20 protein-coding genes are annotated in these 22340 nt (G+C 73.2%); 13 read left to right on the top strand and 7 right to left on the bottom strand.

Going from position 1 to position 22340, the window contains the following annotated elements:
- Window positions 1-167 precede the first annotated feature (167 nt).
- From ACFW01_RS28530 to ACFW01_RS28515, 4 genes are all read left to right on the top strand, one after another.
- Window positions 168-1349, top strand: a complete 1182-nt coding sequence (locus tag ACFW01_RS28530) for an ABC transporter ATP-binding protein (protein WP_384508219.1) — start codon at window positions 168-170, stop codon at window positions 1347-1349.
- Window positions 1346-2056, top strand: a complete 711-nt coding sequence (locus ACFW01_RS28525) for an ABC transporter permease subunit (RefSeq protein WP_234960018.1) — start codon at window positions 1346-1348, stop codon at window positions 2054-2056. Before ACFW01_RS28530 ends, ACFW01_RS28525 begins: the two co-directional genes overlap by 4 nt.
- Window positions 2053-2718 (top strand): ABC transporter permease, encoded by a 666-nt coding sequence (locus ACFW01_RS28520; protein WP_122618303.1) that lies wholly within the window; start codon window positions 2053-2055, stop codon window positions 2716-2718. The genes ACFW01_RS28525 and ACFW01_RS28520 overlap by 4 nt, the downstream gene beginning before the upstream one ends.
- Window positions 2719-2825: 107 nt before the next feature.
- Window positions 2826-3788: an ABC transporter substrate-binding protein gene (locus ACFW01_RS28515; RefSeq protein ID WP_234960019.1), complete on the top strand. Its 963-nt coding sequence runs from the start codon at window positions 2826-2828 to the stop codon at window positions 3786-3788.
- 34 nt (window positions 3789-3822) lie between these two features.
- Here ACFW01_RS28515 and ACFW01_RS28510 read toward each other — a convergent pair whose 3' ends face one another.
- The 5 genes from ACFW01_RS28510 to ACFW01_RS28490 form a co-directional block, all read right to left on the bottom strand.
- On the bottom strand, window positions 3823-4434 hold the full coding sequence (locus ACFW01_RS28510; protein WP_234960020.1) for an ATP/GTP-binding protein: 612 nt from the start codon (window positions 4432-4434) through the stop codon (window positions 3823-3825).
- Window positions 4421-4780 (bottom strand): DUF742 domain-containing protein, encoded by a 360-nt coding sequence (locus tag ACFW01_RS28505; protein ID WP_234960021.1) that lies wholly within the window; start codon window positions 4778-4780, stop codon window positions 4421-4423. Before ACFW01_RS28505 ends, ACFW01_RS28510 begins: the two co-directional genes overlap by 14 nt.
- Window position 4781: 1 nt before the next feature.
- The gene (locus tag ACFW01_RS28500) at window positions 4782-5201 is read right to left on the bottom strand and encodes a roadblock/LC7 domain-containing protein (RefSeq protein ID WP_125494684.1); all 420 of its coding nucleotides are present in this window, start codon (window positions 5199-5201) and stop codon (window positions 4782-4784) included.
- Complete coding sequence (locus ACFW01_RS28495; RefSeq protein WP_234960022.1) at window positions 5198-7612, bottom strand: nitrate- and nitrite sensing domain-containing protein; 2415 nt, start codon at window positions 7610-7612, stop codon at window positions 5198-5200. Before ACFW01_RS28495 ends, ACFW01_RS28500 begins: the two co-directional genes overlap by 4 nt.
- Before the next feature lie 68 nt (window positions 7613-7680).
- Window positions 7681-8694, bottom strand: a complete 1014-nt coding sequence (locus tag ACFW01_RS28490) for a substrate-binding domain-containing protein (RefSeq protein WP_234960023.1) — start codon at window positions 8692-8694, stop codon at window positions 7681-7683.
- 328 nt (window positions 8695-9022) lie between these two features.
- On the opposite strand from ACFW01_RS28490, the gene ACFW01_RS28485 reads away from it, so the two are divergent.
- From ACFW01_RS28485 to ACFW01_RS28470, 4 genes are all read left to right on the top strand, one after another.
- On the top strand, window positions 9023-9670 hold the full coding sequence (locus ACFW01_RS28485; RefSeq protein WP_234960024.1) for a ScbR family autoregulator-binding transcription factor: 648 nt from the start codon (window positions 9023-9025) through the stop codon (window positions 9668-9670).
- 31 nt (window positions 9671-9701) lie between these two features.
- Window positions 9702-10910, top strand: a complete 1209-nt coding sequence (locus ACFW01_RS28480; protein ID WP_234960025.1) for a damage-control phosphatase ARMT1 family protein — start codon at window positions 9702-9704, stop codon at window positions 10908-10910.
- 95 nt (window positions 10911-11005) lie between these two features.
- Window positions 11006-13198 carry a germacradienol/geosmin synthase Cyc2 gene (gene cyc2 / locus ACFW01_RS28475; protein WP_234960026.1) on the top strand — a complete coding sequence of 731 codons (2193 nt, stop codon included), beginning with the start codon at window positions 11006-11008 and terminating at the stop codon, window positions 13196-13198.
- A 75-nt stretch (window positions 13199-13273) separates the two neighbouring features.
- Complete coding sequence (locus tag ACFW01_RS28470; protein ID WP_234960027.1) at window positions 13274-13870, top strand: PDZ domain-containing protein; 597 nt, start codon at window positions 13274-13276, stop codon at window positions 13868-13870.
- Here the strand turns inward: ACFW01_RS28470 and ACFW01_RS28465 are convergent.
- A complete protein-coding gene (locus ACFW01_RS28465) occupies window positions 13863-14615 on the bottom strand; it encodes a metallophosphoesterase (RefSeq protein WP_234960028.1) in 753 nt (250 codons plus the stop codon). The two genes, ACFW01_RS28470 and ACFW01_RS28465, sit on opposite strands and share 8 nt — an antisense overlap.
- Window positions 14616-14783: 168 nt before the next feature.
- Here ACFW01_RS28465 and ACFW01_RS28460 point away from each other — a divergent pair, with 168 nt between their 5' ends.
- Both ACFW01_RS28460 and ACFW01_RS28455 read left to right on the top strand, forming a co-directional pair.
- A complete protein-coding gene (locus tag ACFW01_RS28460) occupies window positions 14784-15914 on the top strand; it encodes an aminopeptidase P family protein (protein ID WP_234960029.1) in 1131 nt (376 codons plus the stop codon).
- Window positions 15915-15969: 55 nt separating this feature from the next.
- Window positions 15970-16914 (top strand): aminoglycoside phosphotransferase family protein, encoded by a 945-nt coding sequence (locus ACFW01_RS28455; RefSeq protein WP_234960030.1) that lies wholly within the window; start codon window positions 15970-15972, stop codon window positions 16912-16914.
- Window positions 16915-16947: 33 nt separating this feature from the next.
- On the opposite strand, the gene treZ is transcribed toward ACFW01_RS28455, so the two are convergent.
- Window positions 16948-18693, bottom strand: coding sequence for a malto-oligosyltrehalose trehalohydrolase (gene treZ / locus ACFW01_RS28450; RefSeq protein WP_234960031.1), 1746 nt, complete (start codon window positions 18691-18693; stop codon window positions 16948-16950).
- 241 nt (window positions 18694-18934) lie between these two features.
- Here treZ and ACFW01_RS28445 point away from each other — a divergent pair, with 241 nt between their 5' ends.
- The 3 genes from ACFW01_RS28445 to ACFW01_RS28435 all read left to right on the top strand — a co-directional run bounded on the left by ACFW01_RS28445 (window position 18935) and on the right by ACFW01_RS28435 (window position 22333).
- Window positions 18935-20194 carry an acetyl-CoA carboxylase biotin carboxylase subunit family protein gene (locus ACFW01_RS28445; RefSeq protein ID WP_384508206.1) on the top strand — a complete coding sequence of 420 codons (1260 nt, stop codon included), beginning with the start codon at window positions 18935-18937 and terminating at the stop codon, window positions 20192-20194.
- A gap of 60 nt (window positions 20195-20254) precedes the next feature.
- Window positions 20255-20806 carry a DUF1707 and FHA domain-containing protein gene (locus tag ACFW01_RS28440; protein ID WP_234960033.1) on the top strand — a complete coding sequence of 184 codons (552 nt, stop codon included), beginning with the start codon at window positions 20255-20257 and terminating at the stop codon, window positions 20804-20806.
- Between the two features lie 201 nt (window positions 20807-21007).
- Window positions 21008-22333, top strand: a complete 1326-nt coding sequence (locus tag ACFW01_RS28435) for a M14 family zinc carboxypeptidase (RefSeq protein WP_234960108.1) — start codon at window positions 21008-21010, stop codon at window positions 22331-22333.
- Window positions 22334-22340: the final 7 nt, after the last annotated feature.

Here is a 22340-nt window from a genome sequence, read left to right as displayed (position 1 = left end):
GCACACCGCGTTCACGACGGCCCCGGTGTGAACGTCCGGTCAGGGGGAAGGAGTCGCCCCGGACCAACGGGCCCCGCAGATCCGCCGTCTACACTCGACCGGCGACGGCCCCACCGACCGCGGCCGGAGCGGGCAGCTTCTGCCAGACCCGAAGGGTATTCGGCGTTTTGATACGCATGGACTCAGTCACCAAGCGGTACCCGGACGGCACCGTGGCGGTCGACCACCTGTCGCTGGAGATACCCGACCGCGCGATAACCGTCCTCGTCGGACCCTCGGGCTGCGGCAAGACGACGACCCTGCGGATGATCAACAGGATGGTCGAGCCCACCGAGGGCACCATCCTCCTCGACGGCGAGGACCTCGGCCGGCAGCCGGTCACCACACTGCGCCGCTCGATGGGCTACGTCATCCAGAACGCCGGGCTCTTCCAGCACCGGACGATCCTCGACAACATCGCGACCGTGCCCCGCATGATCGGCTGGGGCAAGCAGAGGTCCCGCGAGCGCGCGGCCGAGTTGATGGAACGCGTGGGGCTGGACGCCTCCCTCGGCAAGCGCTACCCGTACCAGCTCTCCGGCGGCCAGCAGCAGCGCGTCGGTGTGGCCCGGGCGCTCGCCGCCGACCCGCCGGTGCTGCTCATGGACGAGCCGTTCTCCGCCGTCGACCCCGTCGTCCGCAAGGGACTCCAGGACGAACTCCTGCGCATCCAGGACGAACTGGGCAAGACCATCGTCTTCGTCACGCACGACATCGACGAGGCCATCAAGCTGGGCACCATGGTCGCGGTGATGCGCACCGGCGGCCGGCTCGCGCAGTTCGCGCCGCCCGCCGAGCTGCTGTCCGACCCCGCGGACGAGTTCGTCGAGGACTTCCTCGGCGCCGACCGCGGCATCCGGCGGCTCTCCTTCTTCCCGTCCGCCGAACTGGAGACGACCCGCGATCCGGTCGTGCGCACCGGCGCCACCCAGGCGCCGCCCGCCGCGGCCGACGCCCCCTACCTCCTGGTGACCGACGCGGACGACAGGCCGCTGGGCTGGGCCCGGCCGGAGGAGCTGACCGCCGGGGACATCGCCCCCGAGCGGCTGCTGTCCCACGGGCGGCCCTTCACACCCGGCACGGACTCGCTGCGCGCCGCCCTCGACTGCGCGGTCCTCTCGCCCACCGGCTGGGCGGTCGCCGTGGACGCCGGCGGCCGGGTGACCGGGGTCGTCTCCCAGCAGACCATCGCCGAGGCCATCCGCGCCGCCCACGACGGCACGGCCACCGCCGGGGCGTCCGACGCCGGGACGCCCGGTGCCGGGGCGTCCGACGCCGGGTCCGCCGACGTCACGAAGGTCGCGCCGTGAACGGCTTCTTCGACATCCCGAGCGACCTCGACAACACCTACTTCGGACTGATCGGCCTGCACCTGCGCGAGGCGCTGCTGCCGGTGCTGGCCGGACTGCTGGCCGCGCTGCCCGTCGCCCAGCTGTGTGTGCGCTTCCGCTGGCTGTACCCGCCGGTGCTCGGCGTGACCACCGTCTTCTACGCCGTCCCGTCGCTGGCCGTCTTCGTCGTCCTCATCGACTACACCGGCCAGACCGAGCTGACGGTGATGATCCCGCTGGCCGTGTACAGCCTGGTCGTGCTGGTCCCGGCGATCGTGGACGGCGTGCGGTCGGTGCCCGAGGAGACCCTGGCCGCGTCGACCGCGATGGGCTTCGGTCCGGTACGGCGTTATCTCCAGGTGCAGTTGCCGATCGCGGTGCCCGCCATCCTCGCCGGGCTCCGCGTCGCCGTGTCGGCGAGCATCTCCCTGGTCAGCGTCGGCGCCCTGATCGGCAACCAGGGCGCCCTCGGCAACCTGCTCGCGGACGCGCAGAAGTACGGCCGGCCGGAACTGGCGGTCAACTCCGTCCTGACCACCGCCGTACTGGCCGTCCTGTGCGACGCGGTGCTCGTCCTGATCAGGAACCTGCTGACCCCGTGGATGCCGCGCGGCAAGGGCCGGCGACCCAAGGAGTCCGCCGCACGGCGGGAACTGCCCGAGCCGAAGGAGGCGTCGGCCCGGTGAACGTACTCAACTTCGTCAACGCCTTCTTCAGCGACAGCGCCCACTGGCACGGCTACGACGGCATCCCGCAGCGCCTGCTGGAACACGTCCAGTACACGCTGATGGCCCTCGGTCTCGCCACCGCGATCGGCCTGCCCATCGGGCTGCTGACCGGGCACACCGGGCGCGGCGGCAACGCCGTCGCGTTCGTCGCCACCGCCGCCCGCGCGCTGCCCAGCTTCGGGCTGCTGGTGCTGATCGCCGTCGTGGTCGGCATCGGCCTGCTGCCCGTGATGGTCCCGCTGGTCATCCTCGCGATCCCGCCGATCCTGGTGACCACCTACGAGGCGGTCCGCTCCGTCGACCCCTCACCCGTGGACGCCGCGCGCGGCATGGGCATGCACGAGTCGAGCATCCTGTTCCGGGTGGAACTGCCCGTCGCCCTGCCGCTCGTCCTCAGCGGACTGCGCTCCGCTGCCATCCAGGTCGTGTCGACGGCGACCATCGCGGCGTACGTCTCCCTCGGCGGGATCGGCCGGTACATCATCGACGGCCTCTACCAGCGCGACTACGAGAAGGTCGTCGGCGGCGCCACACTGGTGGCCCTCCTGGCGCTGGTCACCCTCGCGGCGTTCTGGGCGGCGGGACGGCTGGCGGTGTCCCCGGGCGTGCGGCGGCGCTGAGAAGTGACGGCTGCGACCGCCGTGGAGCGACGGCCGCGACCGCCGTAAAAGAAACCGTAACCAGGCCGTTCTTGACTGACAGACATGTGGCTCGTTTGGATCGATGGATGACTTCTACCAGGAAGAGCAGCTGGTCCAGGACGAGGCACTCCGGCGCGGCGGCCGTCGCGCTCACCGCCGCGGCGGCGCTGCTCGCGGGCTGTTCCTCCGACTCCGACGACACGTCCGACAATCCGCTGGCCGGCGAGAAGGCGAAGGCCGGCACCGTCGTCGTCGGCTCGAACAACTTCGCCGAGAGCACCCTGCTCGCCGACATCTACGGCGAGGCGCTGAAGGCCAAGGGCCTCAAGGTCACCTACAAGCACAACATAGGCAGCAGGGAGACGACGTACGGCCTGATGAAGAACGGCTCGGTCACGGTGCTGCCCGAGTACAACGGCTCCCTGCTGGCCTACCTCGACCCCGAGGCCGAGCAGCAGTCCACCGACGCGGTCAACGAGGCCGTGAAGGCCAAGCTCGACAAGAAGCTGACCGTGCTGGAGTCCTCGCCGGCCGAGAACAAGGACTCGGTGAGCGTCAACGCCGAGACCGCGAAGAAGTACGGACTCACCGCCGAGTCGACCCTCGCCGACCTCAAGGACGTCGCCCCGGACCTGACGATCGGCGGCTCGCCCGAGTTCCAGACCCGGCAGCAGGGCCTGAAGGGCCTGGAGTCGGTGTACGGGCTGAAGTTCAAGTCGTTCAAGGCGCTCGACGCGGGCGGCCCGCTGACCCAGTCCGCGCTGACGAAGAACACCGTGCAGGCGGCGGACGTCTTCACCACCGACCCGACCATCATCAAGGAGAAGTTCGTCGTCCTGAAGGACCCGGAGAACCTCTTCGGGTACGCGAACGTGACCCCGCTGGTCACCAAGGACGGACTGTCCAAGGAGGGCGTGGCCACGCTCAACGCGGTCTCCGCCAAGCTGGACACCAAGACCCTCCTGGACCTGGACGCCCAGGTGCAGCTGGACAAGAAGGACCCGCTGGACGTGGCCAAGGAGTGGCTCACCTCCGCGGGTCTCGTCTGACGGACGCCCGCAACGGACGCCCGCAGACGACCGGTCACGACGCCGCGGCCCCGGTCGCGGCGTCGATCAACTGGTCGATCAGGGCGATGAGGACGTCCCGGCTGGAGGTCCGCTCCCGCGCGTCGCACAGCAGCACCTGCACGTGCTCCGGCAGCGCCAGGGCCTCCCGGATCTCCGCCGCCGGGTACGGATGCCGCCCGTGGAAGCCGTTGACGCCGACCACGAACGGGATGCCCCGCCGCTCGAAGAAGTCGATGGCGGCGAAGCTCGACTCGGGCCTGCGGACGTCGACCAGCACCACCGCCCCGAGCGCGCCGATCGCCAGGTCGTTCCACATGAACCAGAACCGCTGCTGACCGGGCGTGCCGAAGAGGTACAGCACCAGTTCCCGGCCGATGGTGATCCGCCCGAAGTCCAGGGCCACGGTGGTGGCCCGCTTCTCCTCGATGCCGGCGAGGTCGTCGACGTCGAGTCCCGCGGCGGTCAGCGGTTCCTCGGTGCGCAGCGGGGCGATCTCGCTGACCGAGCCCACCATGGTGGTCTTGCCGACGCCGAAACCGCCGGCGATCAGGATCTTGACGGCGTCGGGCGCGGTCGCACGCGCGGATGCCGTGGGCGCCCCGTCGGCGCGGTCAGAGCCGGCCAAGGCCGTCCCTCACTTTCTGCAGCAGGTCCAGGTCCGGGTTGGCGCGGGTGACGAGGTGCGGCGGCCGGGCGGTGATCCGGCCGGCCTCCAGCAGGTCGGAGAGGAGGATGACCACCACGCTCACCGGCAGGTCGAGGCGGGCCGCGACCTCCGCCACGGCCACCGGCTCGGCGCACAGCCGCAGGATCCGCAGGTGCTCGGGCTGCGGCCGCGCGCCCCGGGTCGGCTGGGGGTCGACCGCGGTCACCGTCGTGATGAGGGTGAAGTCGGCGCGACTGGGCCGGGTCCGGCCGCCGGTCAGGGTGAACGGCCGCACGAGCCGGCCGGCCGCGTCGCCTCCGGTCACGTCACTCGCCGGGGCCGGCGGTGGCCCGCGGTGCCGCGCTCAGGTGCTCGCCGATCTTCTTCACCAGCATGTTCATCTGGTACGCCACCACACCGACGTCCGCGTTGGGCCCGGTGAGCACGACCAGGTGGGCGCCGGGACCCGCGGAGCTGAGGATCAGGTAGCTGTTGGCCATCTCGATGAGCGCCTGACGCACCGGGCCGCCGCGGAAGTCCATGCTGACGCCCTTGCTGAGGCTCATCAGGCCCGACGCGGTCGCCGCCAGCCGCTCGGCGTCGTCCCGCAGGAACCCGGTGGACTTGCTGACGACGAGCCCGTCCTCGGAGAGCACCACCGCCTGGTTCACGTCGGCGACCCGCTCCACGAGTCCGGTGAGCAACTGGTCCAGCTCGCTGTGCGTGGCGGGGGAGGGTCGGGTCATCGGGTGTCCTTCGTCGGCGGTCGGCGGTCGGCGGTGGGAGTGGAGGGGGCGGCGGAGGAGGAGAACACCTGCCCGTCGGTGTCGTCCGGGGCGGCGTCGGCCTGGGCCCGCAGCGTGCCGCGCTGGAAGCCGCCGAGGGACGACGCGGCGCGCTCGGCCGTGAAGTCGGCGTAGTCGTCGGTCGCGTCGTCCCCGCCGCCTACGGTGTCCTCGTCCCGCAGCTCGGCGGCGAGGCTGGTCTGCGGAACCCTGCGGGGCAGCGGCGCCAGGCCGTTCGGCTCGGAGCCCAAGCCGGAGGCGGGGTCGGAGGCAGCGGCGGAGGCAGAGGCCGGGGCGGCGGACGCGGCGGGTTCCGTCCGGCTCGCGGGCGCCGGCCGCGGCCTCACCGTGGGCCCGGCGGCGTCGACGGAGCCGCCGGACGCGGAGCCCCCGGAGTCCGGCCCGTCCGCCGGCGCCGGCGCGGGTGCCGAGGGCGCCTCGCCGACCGGCTCCCGCACCACGATCTCGTGCGGGATCAGCACGATCGCCGTGGTCCCCCCGTAGGGCGAGGAACGCAGGGTCACGGTGATGCCGTGCCGGTGCGCGAGGCGAGCCACGACGAACATGCCGAGCCGCAGGTCGTCGGCGAGCGCCACCACGTCGAACTGCGGGGCCACCGCCAACTGCTCGTTGAACGCCGCGTAGTCCTCCTCGGACAGCCCGAGCCCGCGGTCCTCGATCTCGACGGCCAGCCCCTTGGCCACCAGAGCCGCGCGCACCCCGACCGGGTTGGGCGCGGGGGAGTAGGCCGTCGCGTTGTCGATCAGTTCGGCCAGCAGGTGGATCACGTCGGCGACCGCGGGCGGCGCGAGCGCCACCTCCTCGTCGGTGTGCAGCTCCACGCGCTGGTATTCGGCCACCTCGCCCACGGCGCTGCGCAGGATGTCGACCAGTGAGACGGGCTCGCGCCAGGTGCGCCTGGGCTGCTCGCCGCTGATGATGACGAGGTTCTCCTCGTACCGGCGCAACTGGCTCGCCGTCGAGTCCAGTTCGTACAGACCCTGCAGGATCTCGGGGTCGGTGTGCTCGCGTTCCAGCGCGTCCAGCTTGCCGAGTTGCATGTTGACCAGGTTCTGGCTCTGCCGGGCGATGCCCAGGATCACCTTCTGGAAGCCGCGCCGGGTGTCGGCCAGTTCGACGGCGGTGTGCACGGCGGTGCGCTGCGCCGCGTTGAACGCCTGGGCGACCTGACCGAGTTCGTCGCGGCCGTAGTCCAGCGGCGGGGTCGCCGACTCCACGTCGACCTTCTCGCCCCGCTCCAGGCGCGCCACCACGTCCGGCAGCCGCTCCTCGGCCAGGCTCAGCGTGGCCAGCCGCAGCCCGCGCAGCCGCCTCGACAGCGAGCGCGTGATGCGCCAGGACATGCCGACGCACAGGAGCAGGGCGACCAGCCCGCCGGCGCTGAGGGAGGCGGCCGTGATCAGCAGCTGGCGCGCCTCGTCGGCGCTGCGGTCGAGGAGCCCGCCGGTCTGCTGCCGGATCAGTGTCCCGTACGCGTCGGAGACCTTCGCGAACGCAGCGGTCCACTGCTCCCGCAGGTCCGGCAGGTCGATCCGGTCCGTACCGTCCGCCGCGCGGGCCGCGAGCACCTGGTCCTCGACCCGCTGGAGGGTCTGCCACTCGGGGCTGGCGAGGATCCGCTCGGTCTGCGTCTTCACGCTGCCGCTCAGGGAGGGGACGATCTGGTCCTGGACCAGCCAGCGCCGGGTGTGCACCAGTTGCGCGAAGTCCGCCCACTGCTGCTCGTCCATCCGGCCGGACGGCCAGGCCAGGGTGAGCCGGGCGTCCGCCTGGGAGGTCAGTTCCGCGGCCTGCTCCAGGGAGACCAGCGGACCGGCCTGCGAGGTGAGGTCGCCGTCGTCGACCTGGGACAGTTCCTGGAAGGCGTGCACCTGCTCGTCGATGATCGAGGTGTACTGGTCGAGGGCCTGCTCGGGGGTGATGTCACTCGGGTCGTCGACCTGGCTGCGGTAGTACTCCAGGCTGCCCACCGAGCCGAGCACTGAGTACAGCCGGTCCGAGACTCGGGCCGGCGCGTCCTCGATCGCGTCGGACTGGCCGATCAACTGGGCGACCGCCTCGTCCGTCTTTCTGCGCTGCGCCTCCAGTTCCGCCCGGTCGCCCTCGGGCGCGGCCAGCCAGGCGGCCGACAGACTGCGCTCCTTCTGCAGGGCGAGCGTCGCCTCGGTGCCCATGGCCCCGGTGTCGCGGCTCAGTTCCGTCTGCGCGCGCAGCCGCAGGCCCTCCGAGAACATCTGGATCGTCGTCACCCCCCAGACGGCGGCCAGCGTGACGCCGGGCACCAGGGCGAGGAGGATCAGGGAGAGACGTATGGAGCCGAGGCGGCGCCGGGCTCCCTTCCGTGCGGGCATCGTCGTCCTAGGCGATCATCGGGGGAGGATGTCGGAGGTGCGGGGGAGCCGGCGGCCGCGGGGCCCGGTCACCGGGTGCCGCCCGCGGCGAACTTCGCGACCGAGTCGGCGTTCGTGCGGGTCACGAACGCGGGGCCGGTCAGCACGGGCGCCACTCCGCCGCCGCTGACGTTGCCGTTGGTCCGGTACAGCCAGAGCGCGTCCACCGCGAGATAGCCCTGGAGATACGGCTGCTGGTCCACCGCGAACTGGACGTCCCCCCGCTTGACGGCGGCGACCAGGTCGTTGTCGAGGTCGAAGGTGGCGACCTCGGCGCCGCTGCCCGCCTCGTCGACCGACTCGACCGCGGTGAGCGCGAACGCCGCTCCGTTCATGACGACTTCGTCGATGCTGGAGTCCTGGCGCAGCCGCGCGGTGACCGCGGCGCCGACCGCCTTCATGTCGGTGCCCTCGACGTAGAGCATCTCGGCCTCGCCCTTGAACGTCTTCTTCACGCCGGCGCAGCGGGCCTCCAGGGCAACGTTGCCACGCTCATGGATGACGCACAGGGCGTGCTTGGCCTTGAGGTCGTTGAGTTTGTCGCCGACGGCCCGGCCCGCCACGCTCTCGTCCTGTCCGAAGTACTCCAGGAGTCCCGTCGTCCGCCAGGCGTCCATACCGGAGTTGAGGCCGACCACGGGGATCCCGGCCGCCTTTGCCTCGGCGACCGGCGCCTTCATCGCCTGCGGCTTGGCCAGCGTCAGGGCGATGCCGTCCACCTTGTCGCGGACCGCGTCCCGCACCAGGGCGGCCTGGCCGGCGGTGTCGGCGTCACCCGCGTACGTCAGGTCGATGCCGTCCTTGGCCGCCGCCGCCTCGGCTCCCTTGCGCACCCGGTCCCAGAAGGCGTCGCCCTCGCCGCCGTGGGTGACCATGACGACCTTCATCCGGTCGGCGCCGGACCCGCCGGCGGCGTCCGCCGTCGAGCCGTCCTCGTCCCCGCCGAGCGCGGAGCAGCCGGCCGCCAGCAGACAGACGGCCGCGGCGAGGGCCGCGGCGCGCAGCGGGCCGGGGGAGTGGGTGGGCGGGGGAGCAGTACTCATGGGGGCGGGGGCACCTCGCTGTGCGGCCGAGCAGGAGGAACGGGGCGAGGTGCCCCGGAGCCACGTGTCGCTGCGCCAACCGGGTGAATCCCGCCTGGCCGGAGCCAATCGTGAGTGACCGCCGGTAGTCAAGTGACCAGCGACCAGGTGTGAGTTGTCGGTGCCGCATCGTGATGAACGGGACAGGTGGCCAAGGGTGCCCCTCGACGCCCGCGGCGGGGGCCGCAAGGAGGGTTATCTGACGGTCAGTTATCGGTGAGTTATCGTGTACAGGGGGTTAAGGCGGGCCGCACGGCCTGTTGAGTTCCAGCCCAGGAGAGTTCAGCCGATGGCGAGGCAGCTACGCGCCGAGCAGACCCGCGCGACGATCGTCGGCGCCGCCGCCGACCTGTTCGACCGTCACGGCTACGAGTCGACCAGCCTGAGCGAGATCGTGACCCACGCCGGGGTCACCAAGGGCGCCCTGTACTTCCACTTCGCGGCGAAGGAAGACCTCGCCCACGCCATCATGGAGATCCAGTCCAGGACCTCGCGGCAACTCGCCACGGACCTGGGCGGGCGCGGCTACACCTCGCTGGAGGCGCTGATGCGCCTCACCTTCGGCATGGCCCGGCTGTGCGAGGAAGGGCCGGTCCTCCGCGCCGGTCTGCGGCTCGCCACCGCGGGCGTGCCGGTACGGCCGCCGCTGCCGCACCCCTTCACCGAATGGCGGGAGATCGCCACCTCCCGGCTGCTCGACGCCGTCCGGCAGTCCGACCTGCATCCGGACATCGACGTCGACTCCGTCGCCCACACCCTCGTCTGCTCCATCGTCGGCACCCGCGTGGTCAGCGGGACCCTGGAACCGGCCGGGCGCCAGCCCCGCCGCCTGGCCGAGATGTGGCACATCCTCATCCGCGGCATGGTGCCGGTGACCCGTCGCGCCCGCTACGTCACCCTCGCGGCGCGCCTGGAGCGCGAGACCGCGTCCGTCTGAGCGGACCGGCCCGAGCGGTACGGTGAGGCGCATGCCCGACACCCCGTCCGCGCCCGCCCCCGTCATCCTCGGCGACGAGCCCGGGTCCTTCCCGCACGGTGTGCTCGCCGACCGGCACCCCGCCATCGTCGAGCAGGTGCGCGACGCGTTCCCCCACGGCCCCGAACGGCTGCGCGCCCTCGACGCGCTGCTCGCGAGCTGTGCCGACGGCGTGATCGAAGCGCTGCCCGCCGACGCCGACCCCCGCGACCGGGACCGCTGGGCGCGGTGGGGCCTGGACGCGTACGCCGGCCGCTCCTGGTACGACGTGCCCTGGCTGTGGGCCGAGAGCCACTTCTACCGCCGGCTCCTCGACGCCGTCGGCTACTTCGCTCCCGGCACCTGGCAGGGCGTCGACCCCTTCCGGCCGGCCAAGCTCGCCGAACTCGACGACCCCGCGACGGACGAGGAACTCGCCGCGCTCGACGGCCTCGCCGCCCTGCCCGCCGACGAGCGGACCCGGGCCCTGCTGCACGGCTCGCTCTGGGGCAACCGGGCGGACCTCGGCTTCCGTCTCTCCGAGGGAGGCACCGGCACCGGGGAGCAGGTGGAGGCCCTCGTGTGCGACGACAGCGACGCCCTGTGGTCCCTGCTCCCGCCCTCCGAAGGACCGGGCACGGCGGGACCGAGGACGCTGTGCCTCGTCGCCGACAACGCGGGGCGCGAACTCGTCCCCGACCTGCTCCTCGTCTCCCACCTGCTCGCCGAGGGCCGCGTCGGCCGGGCGGTCCTGCACGTCAAGCCGCATCCGTACTACGTCTCCGACGCCACGCCCGCCGACGTGCTCGACGCGCTGCGGCGGCTGGTGGCGGCGGGCGGCACGGCCGAGGAGTACGGGCGGCGGCTGTGGACCGCGCTGCGGGACGGGCGCGTCACCGTCCGCGCCCACCCGTTCTCCTGCGCCCCGCTGCCGTACGCGGACATGCCCCGCGACCTGCGCGCGGAGTTCGCTGCGGCCACCGTCACCGTCCTCAAGGGCGACCTGAACTACCGCCGCCTGGTGGGCGACCGGTGGTGGCCGCCGACCACGCCCTTCGCGGACGTCACCGCGTACTTCCCGGGCCCCGTCGCCGCCCTGCGCACCCTCAAGTCCGATGTGATCACCGGCCTGTCGGGGAAGACCGAGGCGGCGCTGGAGTCCGGCGGGGAGCGGCGCTGGCGGACCGGCGGGACGCACGCCCTGATCCAGGTCAGGACCTGAGCGCGGAGTTCCCGCGTTCCGCGCTCTTTCACGCGATGGTGTGATCATGTGCCGCCGGGCGGATGTGCCCTCGGGGCCGTGGGTAGTGCCGGGCCATGACGCAACAGCCCTTCGAACTCCCGCACTTCTACCTGCCGCATCCCGCACGGCTCAACCCGCATCTGGACGAGGCCCGCGCCCACTCGACGGCGTGGGCGCGCGAGATGGGCATGCTGGAGGGCTCCGGGGTCTGGGAGCAGTCCGACCTCGACGCACACGACTACGGACTGCTCTGCGCCTACACCCACCCCGACTGCGACGGGCCGGCGCTCTCCCTGATCACCGACTGGTACGTGTGGGTCTTCTTCTTCGACGACCACTTCCTGGAGCGCTTCAAGCGCACCCAGGACCGCGTCGCCGGCAAGGCCCACCTTGACCGGCTCCCGCTGTTCATGCCGCTCGACCTGACCACCGGCATGCCCGAGCCGGAGAACCCGGTCGAGGCCGGTCTCGCCGACCTCTGGACCCGCACGGTCCCCGCGATGTCGGCCGACTGGCGCCGCCGCTTCGCCGTCGCGACCGAGCACCTGCTCAACGAGTCCCTGTGGGAGCTGTCCAACATCAACGAGGGGCGGATCGCCAACCCCGTCGAGTACATCGAGATGCGCCGCAAGGTCGGCGGCGCCCCCTGGTCGGCGGGGCTCGTGGAGTACGCGACCGCCGAGGTGCCCGCGGCCGTCGCCGGGTCCCGGCCGCTCCGGGTGCTGATGGAGACGTTCTCCGACGGCGTGCACCTGCGCAACGACCTCTTCTCCTACCAGCGCGAGGTCGAGGACGAGGGCGAGCTGAGCAACGGGGTGCTGGTCCTGGAGACCTTCTTCGACTGCACCACCCAGGAGGCCGCCGAACTGGTCAACGACGTCCTCACCTCCCGCCTGCACCAGTTCGAGCACACCGCGTTCACCGAAGTCCCCGCGGTGGCCCTGGAGAGCGGACTCACCCCGCCCGAGGCCGCCGCCGTCGGGGCCTACGCCAAGGGCCTCCAGGACTGGCAGTCCGGCGGCCACGAATGGCACATGCGCTCCAGCCGGTACATGAACAAGGGAGCGCGGCCCGTCGCCGGGTGGCAGGCGCTCACCGGCCCCGGCACCGCCGCCGCCGACGTCGGCGCCCTGTTCGCCGCCACCGCCGCCCGGCGGGCCCGGCCCTACACGCACGTCCCCTTCCAGAAGGTCGGCCCCTCGGTCATCCCCGACATCCGCATGCCGTACCCGCTGGAGCTGAGCCCCGCCCTGGAGGGCTCCCGGCTCCATCTGCTCGCGTGGTCGCACCGGATGGGCATCCTCGGCGAGGGCGTCTGGGACGAGGACAAGCTCGCGAGCTGCGACCTCCCCCTGTGCGCCGCCGGACTCGACCCGGACGCCACCCAGGACCAGCTCGACCTGGCCTCCGACTGGCTGGCCTTCGGGACCTACGGCGACGACTACTACCCGCTCGTCTACGGACACCGCCGCGACCTGGCCGCCGCCCGGCTGACCACGGCCCGGCTCTCGGCCTGCATGCCGCTCGACGGCGAGCCGGTCCCGCCGCCCGGCAACGCCATGGAGCGCTCCCTGATCGACCTCTGGGCGCGCACGACGGCCGGCATGACGCCCGACGAGCGGCGCCCCCTCAAGACGGCCGTCGACACAATGACCGAGGCCTGGGTGTGGGAGCTGTCCAACCAGATCCAGAACCGCGTCCCCGACCCGGTGGACTACCTGGAGATGCGGCGCGCCACCTTCGGCTCCGACCTCACGCTGGGCCTGTGCCGCGCCGGCCACGGGCCCGCCGTACCGCCCGAGGTCTACCGCAGCGGTCCGGTCCGCTCCCTGGAGAACGCGGCGATCGACTACGCGTGCCTGCTCAACGACGTCTTCTCGTACCAGAAGGAGATCGAGTACGAGGGCGAGATCCACAACGCGGTCCTCGTCGTGCAGAACTTCTTCGGCGTCGACTACCCGGCCGCCCTGCGGGTCGTCCAGGACCTGATGAACCAGCGCATGCGCCAGTTCGAGCACGTCGTCGCGCACGAACTGCCCGTCGTGTACGACGACTTCCAGCTCTCCGACGAGGCCCGGGACATCATGCGCGGCTACGTGACCGACCTGCAGAACTGGATGGCCGGCATCCTCAACTGGCACCGGAGCGTCCCGCGCTACAAGGCCGAGTACCTGGCGGGACGCACCCACGGCTTCCTTCCCGACCGGATCCCGGCCCCGCCCCTGCCCTCGCCCGTGCCCAGGGGGTTCCTCGTGCCGGCGCCCTGACCGGCGTTCAGTCTCACTCGTTCGTGGCTCGTCACGCGCCGGTGCGCCGGGTAGAGCACTTGCCGGAGGCGATCCATGGAACAGACAGCGTTGCGGCCCAAACCGATGCCCGGCCGGGAACCGGCCGCCCGCACCGAACCCGACGGCCCCCGGCGCCCGCACGCCGGGCGCCGGCGCCGTCGGCGGCTGACCACCGTGCTGCTCGGTGTCCTCGCCGCGACCGTGCTGCTCCTGGCGGGCGTGGGACTGGGCACGGTGGGCGCCACGGTGATCGGCATGCGCGAACTGGCCGCACTGCAACAGCGGTCGGGAGCGGCGGCGCCCGGACCGGGGGCGGAGGACCGGACCGGCTCCCTCACCGCCCCGGCGCCCCCGTCGGCGACGCCGTCCCCCTCCCCGGCCCGGGCCTCCGCGACCCTCGGTGTGGAGGCCGTGGACCACGAGAAGCCGGGAGCCCTGGTCGTGGGCGTGCACGTGCCCGGCCCCGGGTACGCGGCGGGGCTGGTCCGGGGCGACGTGCTGCTGGCGTTCGGCACGACCCGCGTCGACTCGGCCGCCGACCTCGCACGGGCGGTGGCCCGCGCGCGGCCCGGCAAGGACGTGAAGATCACCGTCCGCCACGAGAGCGGCGGCTACCAGCAGTTGACGGCGGTACCGGGGGTCGTCACGTGACGGTGCGGAAGTGGCTGGTGAGCCGTCCGGCCTCGTCCAGCACGTGGTAGGCCAGCCCGACCGGCGCCTCTCGGTCCGCGACCTGCTCGCCCTCCCAGGGCAGCCGCAGGGTCCAGGTCACCCCGGGGCCGACCAGCACGGGCCGCCCGGCGAAGACGGTGGCGGCGGGGGTGTGGGCGTGCCCGGTGATCAGCCCGGCGACCCGGGGCCGCCGTTCCAGCAGCGCGGCGAGGCGCTCGGGCCGGCGCAGCGGGTACGAGTCGGGCAGGGGGTGGTGCAGGGGCGTCGGCGGGTGGTGGAAGGCGAGCAGCGCCGGGCGGTCGCCGAGTCCGTCCAGCGTCGACTCGATCCAGCCGTACGTCTCCTCGTCCAGCTCCCCCTCGTCGCTCCCCGGGACGCTGGAGTCGCACATCAGCACCGCGCCGCCGGCCAGGACACGCACCTCGTTGACCGGACCGTCGGCGGCGGGCAGCCCCAGCAGGGCCTTGCGGTAGGGGGCGCGGACGTCGTGGTTGCCCGGGCAGGTCAGCACGGGGAACGGCGCGGTGCCGTCGCGCAGCCCGAGGAGCGCCGCGGCCTCCTCGTACTCCGCCTCGGTGCCGTGGTCCGCGATGTCCCCGGTCACCAGCAGCGCGTCCACCCGCCCCGGCAGTCCCCACAGGTGGTCACGGACCCGCGCGGCGCGCTCAGTCGAGCGCGGGCTCCCGTCGAGATGAAGATCGCTGATGTGCGCGAGTACGAGCACGGTTCCCCCTCCTGCGGGCGCCCGGACGGGACGCCCCCGGCTAACGCTTGCAGCGCATCAAACCATTAGCCAGGTCGGTGGATCAATGCCAATCGGCTCGCGCCGCCCCCGCGCTGCGGGCAGGATGCTGCCCGTGGTCCCTTCACTCTTTCGCCCCGGGAGGCCCGGATGACCGGCAGCAGGCCCGCCGCTTCCTTCACCGCCGACGACTACCGTGCCCGCATGGAGCGCGCCGCGGGTGCCGCCGCCGACGCCGGTCTCGCCGGGCTGCTGGTGGCGCCGGGCCCGGACCTCGTGTGGCTCACCGGCTACGCGCCCACCGCGGACACCGAACGGCTCACGCTGCTCGTCCTCGCCCCCGGCCGCGACCCCGTGCTGGTCGTCCCCACGCTGGAGGCCCCCGACGCGGCGAAGGCGCCCGGCGCGCCCGCCCTCACCCTGCGCGACTGGACCGACGGCAAGGACCCCTACGCCGCCACCGCCGCCCTCCTCGACGGATCCGGGCGATTCGGCATCAGTGACAACGCCTGGGCGATGCACCTGCTGGCCCTGCAGCGCACCCTGCCCGCCACCTCCTACGCCTCCCTGACCGAGGCGCTGCCCATGCTGCGCGCCGTCAAGGACGCGGCGGAGCTGGAACTGCTGGCGGCGGCCGGCGCGGCGGCGGACGCCGCGTTCGAGGAGATCCGCGCCGTCCGCTTCGGCGGCCGCCGGGAGTCCGAGGTCGCCGCCGACCTCGCCGGCCTGCTGCTGGGCTTCGGCCACTCCCAGGTCGACTTCACCATCGTCGCCTCCGGGCCGAACGGCGCCAACCCGCACCACGAGGTCGGCGACCGCGTCATCGAGGACGGCGACATGGTCGTCCTCGACTTCGGAGGCCTGAAGGACGGCTACGGCTCGGACACCTCCCGCACCGTCCACGTGGGCGAACCCACCGACGAGGAGCGCCGGGTGCACGAGCTGGTCCGCGAGGCCCAGGAGGCCGGCTTCCGGGCGGTGCGGCCCGGCGCCGCCTGCCAGGACGTCGACCGGGCCGCCCGCGCGGTCATCGCCGACGCCGGGTACGGCGAGTACTTCATCCACCGCACCGGGCACGGCATCGGCGTCACCACGCACGAACCGCCGTACATGATCGAGGGCGAGGAGCGGCCCCTCGTGCCCGGCATGTGCTTCTCCGTAGAGCCCGGCGTCTATCTGCCCGGCCGGTTCGGGGTACGCATCGAGGACATCGTCACCGTCACGCCGGACGGCGGCCGGCGTTTCAACGACACCACCCGGGAGCTGGTCGTGGTGGAGTGACCGGCGACAGAAGGACCCGACCGCCCCGGCCGACCCGGAGGACGACGGCGCGACCATGACCCAGGCACCGACACCCACCGCGGACACCGTCCGCCGACTGGTCGGCTCCCTGCTGGGCGGGAGCACACGACCCGACGTACGGCCCGTCACCGCGGGCACGGGACCCGCCACCTGGTGGGTCGGCACCCGGCACGTGCTGCGGCTGGCCCCCGACCGCGACGCGGCCGTGCGCCAGCGCCGCGAGCTGCGCCTGCGCGAGCTGGTGCGGCCGTACCTGCCCGTCGCGGTGCCCACCAGCGTGGCGCACGGCGAGTGGGCGCCGGGGCTGACCTACACGCTGGACGCCAAGGTGCCCGGCGGTTCGGGCGAGGACCACGACGTGTCCGCGCTGGGCGAGGCGGATCTCGCGGCGCTGCTCACCGCCGTGCGCGAGGTGCCGGTCCGCCAGGCCGAGACCCTCGGCGTGCCCCGGTCCGCCCCGCGCTCCCTGGAGGCGCTGCGCGGGATCGCCGAGCGGGCCGCCGGACGCCTCGCCGAGGCCGACGAGTTCTACGCCGCGCGTCCGGAGCGGCTCACCCGGCAGGCGGCCGCCCAGCTCGGCGCACAGCCGGGTGCGGCGGTCCTCGTCCACCACGGACTGACCGGCGAGCACCTGGTGGTCGGCGCCGACGGCCGGGTCCGCGGCGTCCTCGGCTGGACCGACTCCGTCATCGGGGACCCGGCCGAGGACATCGCCGGACTGGCGCTCTCCGTCGGCTCACCGGCCGCGGTGCGCGCCGCCACGCTCGCCGGGTACGGCGCCCGGCCCTGCCTGCGCGGCCTGTGGCTGGCCCGCTGCGACACCGCCGTCCAGCTCGCCGACGCCCTCGCGGGCCGCTCCGCCACCGCGCTGCCCCTGCTGAGGACGCGGCTGCGGCGCGCCTGGGAGCCGATCCTGCTGGAACGGGTGACGGAGCTGCGCGAGGACGGCGGGGACGGCCCGGCCGACGCGCCCGCCTGAGCGCGCCGCCCCGACAGCGACGCCCAGGGCCTGTCACTGCTGTTCGAGCACCACGCTCGACTCGCCCGGCACCCGCAGTATCCCGTCCGCGCCCGGTCCCTCCACCGGTTCCCACGCGGCGAGCACCCGCGCGGGGCGGCTGCCCAGCGGGATGAGAGCCGGTTCGGGGCCCAGGTTGACGGCCACCCGGATGTCGCCGCGCCGGAAGGCCAGCCAGCGCGCCCCGGAGTCGTACGCCACCCGGGTGTCGGCGAGGTCGGGGTCGGTGAGGTCCGGCTGCTCGGCGCGCAGGGCGATCAGCCGCCGGTACCAGTCCAGTACGCGCGCGTGCGGCTCGCGCTCCGGCTCGGACCAGTCGAGGCAGGAGCGCTCGCGCGTCGCCGGGTCCTGCGGGTCGGGCACGTCCTCCTCCTTCCAGCCGTGCGCGGCGAACTCCCGCCGCCTGCCGTTGCGTACGGCCTCGGCCAGCTCCGGGTCGGTGTGGTCGGTGAAGAACTGCCACGGTGTTCCGGCGGCCCACTCCTCGCCCATGAACAGCATCGGGGTGAACGGCGCCGTCAGCGTCAGGGTGGCCGCGCAGGCCGCGAGGCCGGGCGAGACCAGTGCGGCGAGGCGGTCGCCCTGGGCGCGGTTGCCGATCTGGTCGTGGGTCTGGCTGTAGCCGGTCAGCCGGTGCGCGGCCACCCGCCCGCGGTCCAGCGGACGGCCGTGACCGCGCCCGCGGAAGCTGGAGTAGGTGCCGTCGTGGAAGTAGCCCCGGGACAGCGTCTTGGCCAGCGCGGCCAGCGGGTCGCGTGCGAAGTCGGCGTAGTAGCCCTGCGACTCCCCGGTCAGCGCGGTGTGCAGGGCGTGGTGGAAGTCGTCGTTCCACTGCGCGTGCACGCCCAGGCCGCCCTCCGCGCGCGGGGTGATGATCCGCGGGTCGTTGAGGTCGGACTCGGCGATCAGGAACAGCGGGCGGTCCAGGTCGGCCGCGAGGTCGTCCACGGCCGTCGACAGCTGCTCCAGGAAGTGGGACGCGCGCGTGTCCACCAGGGCGTGCACCGCGTCCAGGCGCAGTCCGTCGATCCGGTAGTCCCGCAGCCACGCCAGCGCGCTGTCCACGAGGTACGCGCGCACCTCGTCGGAGCCTGGCGCGTCCAGGTTGACGGCGACGCCCCAGGGCGTGTGGTGGGTGTCGGTGAAGTACGGGCCGAAGGCGGGCAGGTAGTTGCCGGACGGGCCCAGGTGGTTGTGCACCACGTCCAGGACCACGCCCAGCCCCAGCTCGTGCGCCCGGTCGACGAACCGTTTCAGCGCCTCCGGCCCGCCGTACGGCTCGTGCACCGCCCACAGCGAGACCCCCTCGTACCCCCAGCCGTGCCGGCCCGGGAAGGGGCACAGCGGCATCAGCTCGACATGGGTGACACCCAGTTCGGCCAGATGCCCGAGCCGCTCGGCGGCGGCGTCGAGCGTGCCCTCCGGCGTGTACGTGCCCACGTGCAGCTCGTACAGCACGCCGCCGGGCAGCGGCCGCCCCACCCACTCGGCGCGCCAGGCGTGCCGGCCGTGGTCGACGACGGCGCTGAGCCCGTCCGGTCCGTCCGGCTGCCGTCGCGAGCGAGGGTCCGGCAGTACCGGTCCGTCGTCCACCGCGAAGCCGTACCGCGAGCCGTCACGCGCCTCGCCCTCCCCGCACCACCACCCCGGCCGCCCGGGATCGCGCTCCAACGCGCGCGTGGCGCCGTCGCACTCCAGCGTCACTCGGCCGGCCTGTGGTGCCCACACCTCGAACTGCACGGACGGTTCCCCTTCGTCTGCTCACCGTGATGTAGCCCGTCCATGGTCCTTCATGGGGGAGCGGGGGCGCGTCACATACTCCGGTTCTCGTGTTCGGTTCTTTGGCAAGTGCTCCAAAAGCGTGAGTAATCAGGCGAGTTGGTTTCGTCTGTCAGGCCGATGGCCGCCGCGGCCCTTCCACGGGTTTGGTGGTGGAATGACAATCGGGGCGGGGCCCGCGTGGGGAAGCGGGCCGACACAGGTGCGGAAGATCGCGTTCCTGCGATCGGTGGACATCCAGCGGGCCGACCCCTACGTCCAGCGGGCCGTACGCGAACTCGCGGCCGACGGGATCGAGGCAGGGCTGTTCCACACCAGCGGCACCGCCGGCGACAGCGACTTCCCCGGCCACCGGGAACGGCTGGACGAAGGGGTGACACCGCGGGAGATCGCGGACGCGGTCGCCGCCTGGGGCGCGGACAGGGCGGTGTCGATCTCGCTGCCGTGCGAGAACGCGCTCCGCGACGCCGCGGCGAAGGCATTCCTGGACGCCGTCGGCATCCCGACGGTCATGACCCCGCTCGCGGCCACGATGCTGCTGGTGGACAAGTGGGAGACCAAACAGCTGTGCAGGCGGGCCGGGCTGGACGTACCCGACGGATTCCGCGTCGACTCCGACCTCCTCGCCGGACGGGGCCTTCCGGTGCCCGGCTACCGCGACGCACTGCGCGTCCAGGCCGAACGCGTCGGCTACCCGCTGATGTCGAAGCCCGTATGGGACTCGACCAGCATGGGCATCCGCACCCTGCGCTCACCCGCCGACCTCGACGCCCACCTCGCACCCCGCCCGGAGACGGTGTCGACGGTGGTGGAACAGGTGGTCGAGGGAGACCTGTGCAGTGTCGACATCGTGGGCCGCCCCGGTGCCTACCGGGTGCTCCCCCTGTGCTGGACCGGACGCGCGTGTGCGGAACCGGTGTTCACCTTCGCCGACCTGCGCTGGTGCGGTCCCCGCGAGGAGGCGGACGCCGCGTTCGCCGACGTGGCCCGCGCCCTCACCGGCCTCTGCGGGAGCCTCGGGGTCCGCGGGTCGGTCAACGTCGACATGATCTACACCGGCGGCCGGTTCGTCGTCCTGGAGATCAACCCCCGCATCGGCGGCGCGACCACCCTCTCGTGCGCGGCCTCCGGCAGCAACACCTTCAGCTCCCTCGTCCGCATGGCCCGCGGCCTGCCCCTCGGCGGAGGCATGGCGCGCCGGACCTGCTGGGCGGTCGAGTTCCTCGCCGGCGACGGCATCCGGCCCGCGACTCTGGCCGAACTCCGGCGGCGCGTGCGGGTGGTCACCGCGCACGAGCTGGTCATCGACGCCGTCTCCCACGGCGACATCGTCGTGTTCACGCTCGCCCGGGGCGAAGAGGAACGGACCGTCCGGGCCCTGGCGGAGCTGCACGAGGCGTCAGGATTTCCCACCGCCGAGGTCTTGGCCAGGATCAGTGCCCTGCTGGACCCGGAGCGGTGAGGCCACGGGCCGCAGCCGTGTCCTGGACACCCCGGCCTCGACTGACCGACAATCACCTGTGTGACGTCGTCCTTCGAGTTCCCCACGCACCCCGCGCGGTTGTCCGACGCGGAGCGCGACAAGGCGCTGAACCTGCTGCGGGACGGCGTCGTCATGGGACGGCTGTCGCACGACACGTTCGTGCGCCGGATGGAACTGGCGCTCGCCGCCCGCCGGCTGGAGGAGCTGGCCCCGCTCACCGCCGACCTGCCCACCGAGGGCCGGCTGTCCCGGTTCGTGTTCGGTACCGTCGAGGCGGTGTCGGGGTTCGGCGTGCGGCTCGGCAGGGCCTGGCGGGCCGAGCGGCTGCCCAAGCTGCTGCTGCCCCATCCCGCCGCCGGCCACCCGCTGCGGATAGGGCGCGACCCCTCCAGCGGCCTGCGGCTCAACCACGAGACGGTCTCCCGGGTGCACGCGGAACTCAGCCGCCAGGGCGGCATGTGGGTGCTGCGCGACCTCGGCTCCACCAACGGCACCACGGTCAACGGACGGCGGGTCATCGCGGCGGCCGTCGTCCGCGAGGGCGACCAGATCGGCTTCGGCCGGATGACCTTCCGCCTCGCGGTGAACTGACGGCGGCGGACGAGCCCCTGCACACCTCTGGCCTGGGCTTCACGCGCTGTCACGTGGCGTTCCGTGGCGTAATTCCTTTGCGTTGCGTGGTGTTGACGTACCCCCCAAGTCGTGACTGACTGTGCGTACACCGCACGCCAGGTGAACCGTCGGCCCACTTCGTGGAGGTGTGCCCTGCCGCCCCTCCTGCGCTATCCGACCGTGGACGAGCTGGGTGCCCGGGCCGCCGCCTTCGTCGCCCGCCATCCCCGACACGCCCGGCTGCGCCAGGTCGGCACCTCCCGCGCGGGTACCCCGCTGCTGCTGCTCTCCGTCGGCCACGGCACCCGTCACGTCCTCGTCGTCGCCGGACCGCACGCCAACGAGCCCGTGGGCGGCGCCACCGTCCTCCGGCTGGCCGAGCGGGCCGCGGCCGACCCCCGGCTCACCGAGGGCGCCGACGCCACCTGGAACCTGCTGCTCTGCGCCGACCCCGACGGACTGCGCCGCAACGAGGGCTGGCTGTCCGGCCCGTACACCCTCGGCCGCTACGCCCGCAACTTCTTCCGGCCCGGGTTCCTGGAGCAGCCCGAGTGGCTGCCCGACGGCCCGGACCGCGCCACCCTGCCCGAGACCCGCACCCTGCTCGACCTCCAGGACGAACTGCGGCCCTTCCTCCACTGCTCCCTGCACGGCGTGGACGTCGGCGGCGGCTTCGTCGAGCTGACCCACGACCTGCCCGGCATCGCCCAGCGCATCGCCCACACCGCGGCCCGGCTCGGCATCCCCCGCGAACTGGGCGCCTACGACACCCTGTACTGGCCCGACCTCGGCCCCGCCGTCTACCGCATACCGCCGCCCCGCCGCGGCGACCTCACCGCGGCCATCACGGAGGCCGCCGTCGACTCGACCTGGTGCCACCCGGGGCGCTACGGCACGGTCACCGCGGTGGTCGAGGCGCCCATGTGGGGGGTCGCCGCCGTGGCCGACGGCGCGCCCCCGGCCGACCGGGACGGGGTGCTGCGGGCCGTGAGCCGCGCCCTGCGGCACGACACCCGGCGCCTGCAGCGCGTCCTCGCCCGGGTCCGGCCGCACCTGGCCGGGGTGCCGGAGGCGGCGCACCTGCTCGCCCCGGTCGACGACTACCTGCTGGTCTGCCCGCGGCTCGCCGACGCCTGGGATCCCGACACCGACGACGGATCGGGCCGCTCCCTGCCGCCCATGAGCACCGCCCACCTGGTCGCCCTGCGCCTGGCCGGACGGCGCCTGGCCCTGCGCACCGCGGGGCTGCTGCACCAGCTGGTGACCCGCGCGGGGAGCGACCCGGCGGGCGTCCTGCCCGAACTGGACCGGCTCGTCGACGAGGGCTGCGCCGACTACCGCGACGGCTGCGCGGCGCGCTGGATACCGATCGCACGCCAGGTGGAGTACCAGACCCGGGTCGTCCTCGCCGCCTTCGCACTGGCCGGACGGCGCCCCACCGCGCGCTCCCGGTCGGGGGAGCCCGGCTGGGGCTCCGAGGCCGCCGTGCCCATGCGCCGGGAGTGACCCCGCC

It is taken from the genome of Streptomyces sp. NPDC058985, assembly GCF_042740985.1.
GTDB lineage: Bacteria > Actinomycetota > Actinomycetes > Streptomycetales > Streptomycetaceae > Streptomyces.
The sequence above is the reverse complement of the archived record's forward strand: the minus strand, read 5'-3'. Positions and strand labels throughout refer to the sequence as shown.

What these genes read in the sequence shown, in the direction of transcription:
- ACFW01_RS28490 (WP_234960023.1), bottom strand. Translation starts at nt 8,694, where the DNA reads ATGAGTACTGCTCCCCCGCCCACCCACTCCCCCGGCCCGCTGCGCGCC.
- ACFW01_RS28460 (WP_234960029.1), top strand. Translation starts at nt 14,784, where the DNA reads ATGACCGGCAGCAGGCCCGCCGCTTCCTTCACCGCCGACGACTACCGT.
- ACFW01_RS28455 (WP_234960030.1), top strand. Translation starts at nt 15,970, where the DNA reads ATGACCCAGGCACCGACACCCACCGCGGACACCGTCCGCCGACTGGTC.
- ACFW01_RS28495 (WP_234960022.1), bottom strand. Translation starts at nt 7,612, where the DNA reads ATGCCCGCACGGAAGGGAGCCCGGCGCCGCCTCGGCTCCATACGTCTC.
- ACFW01_RS28470 (WP_234960027.1), top strand. Translation starts at nt 13,274, where the DNA reads ATGGAACAGACAGCGTTGCGGCCCAAACCGATGCCCGGCCGGGAACCG.
- ACFW01_RS28480 (WP_234960025.1), top strand. Translation starts at nt 9,702, where the DNA reads ATGCCCGACACCCCGTCCGCGCCCGCCCCCGTCATCCTCGGCGACGAG.
- cyc2 (WP_234960026.1), top strand. Translation starts at nt 11,006, where the DNA reads ATGACGCAACAGCCCTTCGAACTCCCGCACTTCTACCTGCCGCATCCC.
- ACFW01_RS28515 (WP_234960019.1), top strand. Translation starts at nt 2,826, where the DNA reads ATGACTTCTACCAGGAAGAGCAGCTGGTCCAGGACGAGGCACTCCGGC.
- ACFW01_RS28485 (WP_234960024.1), top strand. Translation starts at nt 9,023, where the DNA reads ATGGCGAGGCAGCTACGCGCCGAGCAGACCCGCGCGACGATCGTCGGC.
- ACFW01_RS28500 (WP_125494684.1), bottom strand. Translation starts at nt 5,201, where the DNA reads ATGACCCGACCCTCCCCCGCCACGCACAGCGAGCTGGACCAGTTGCTC.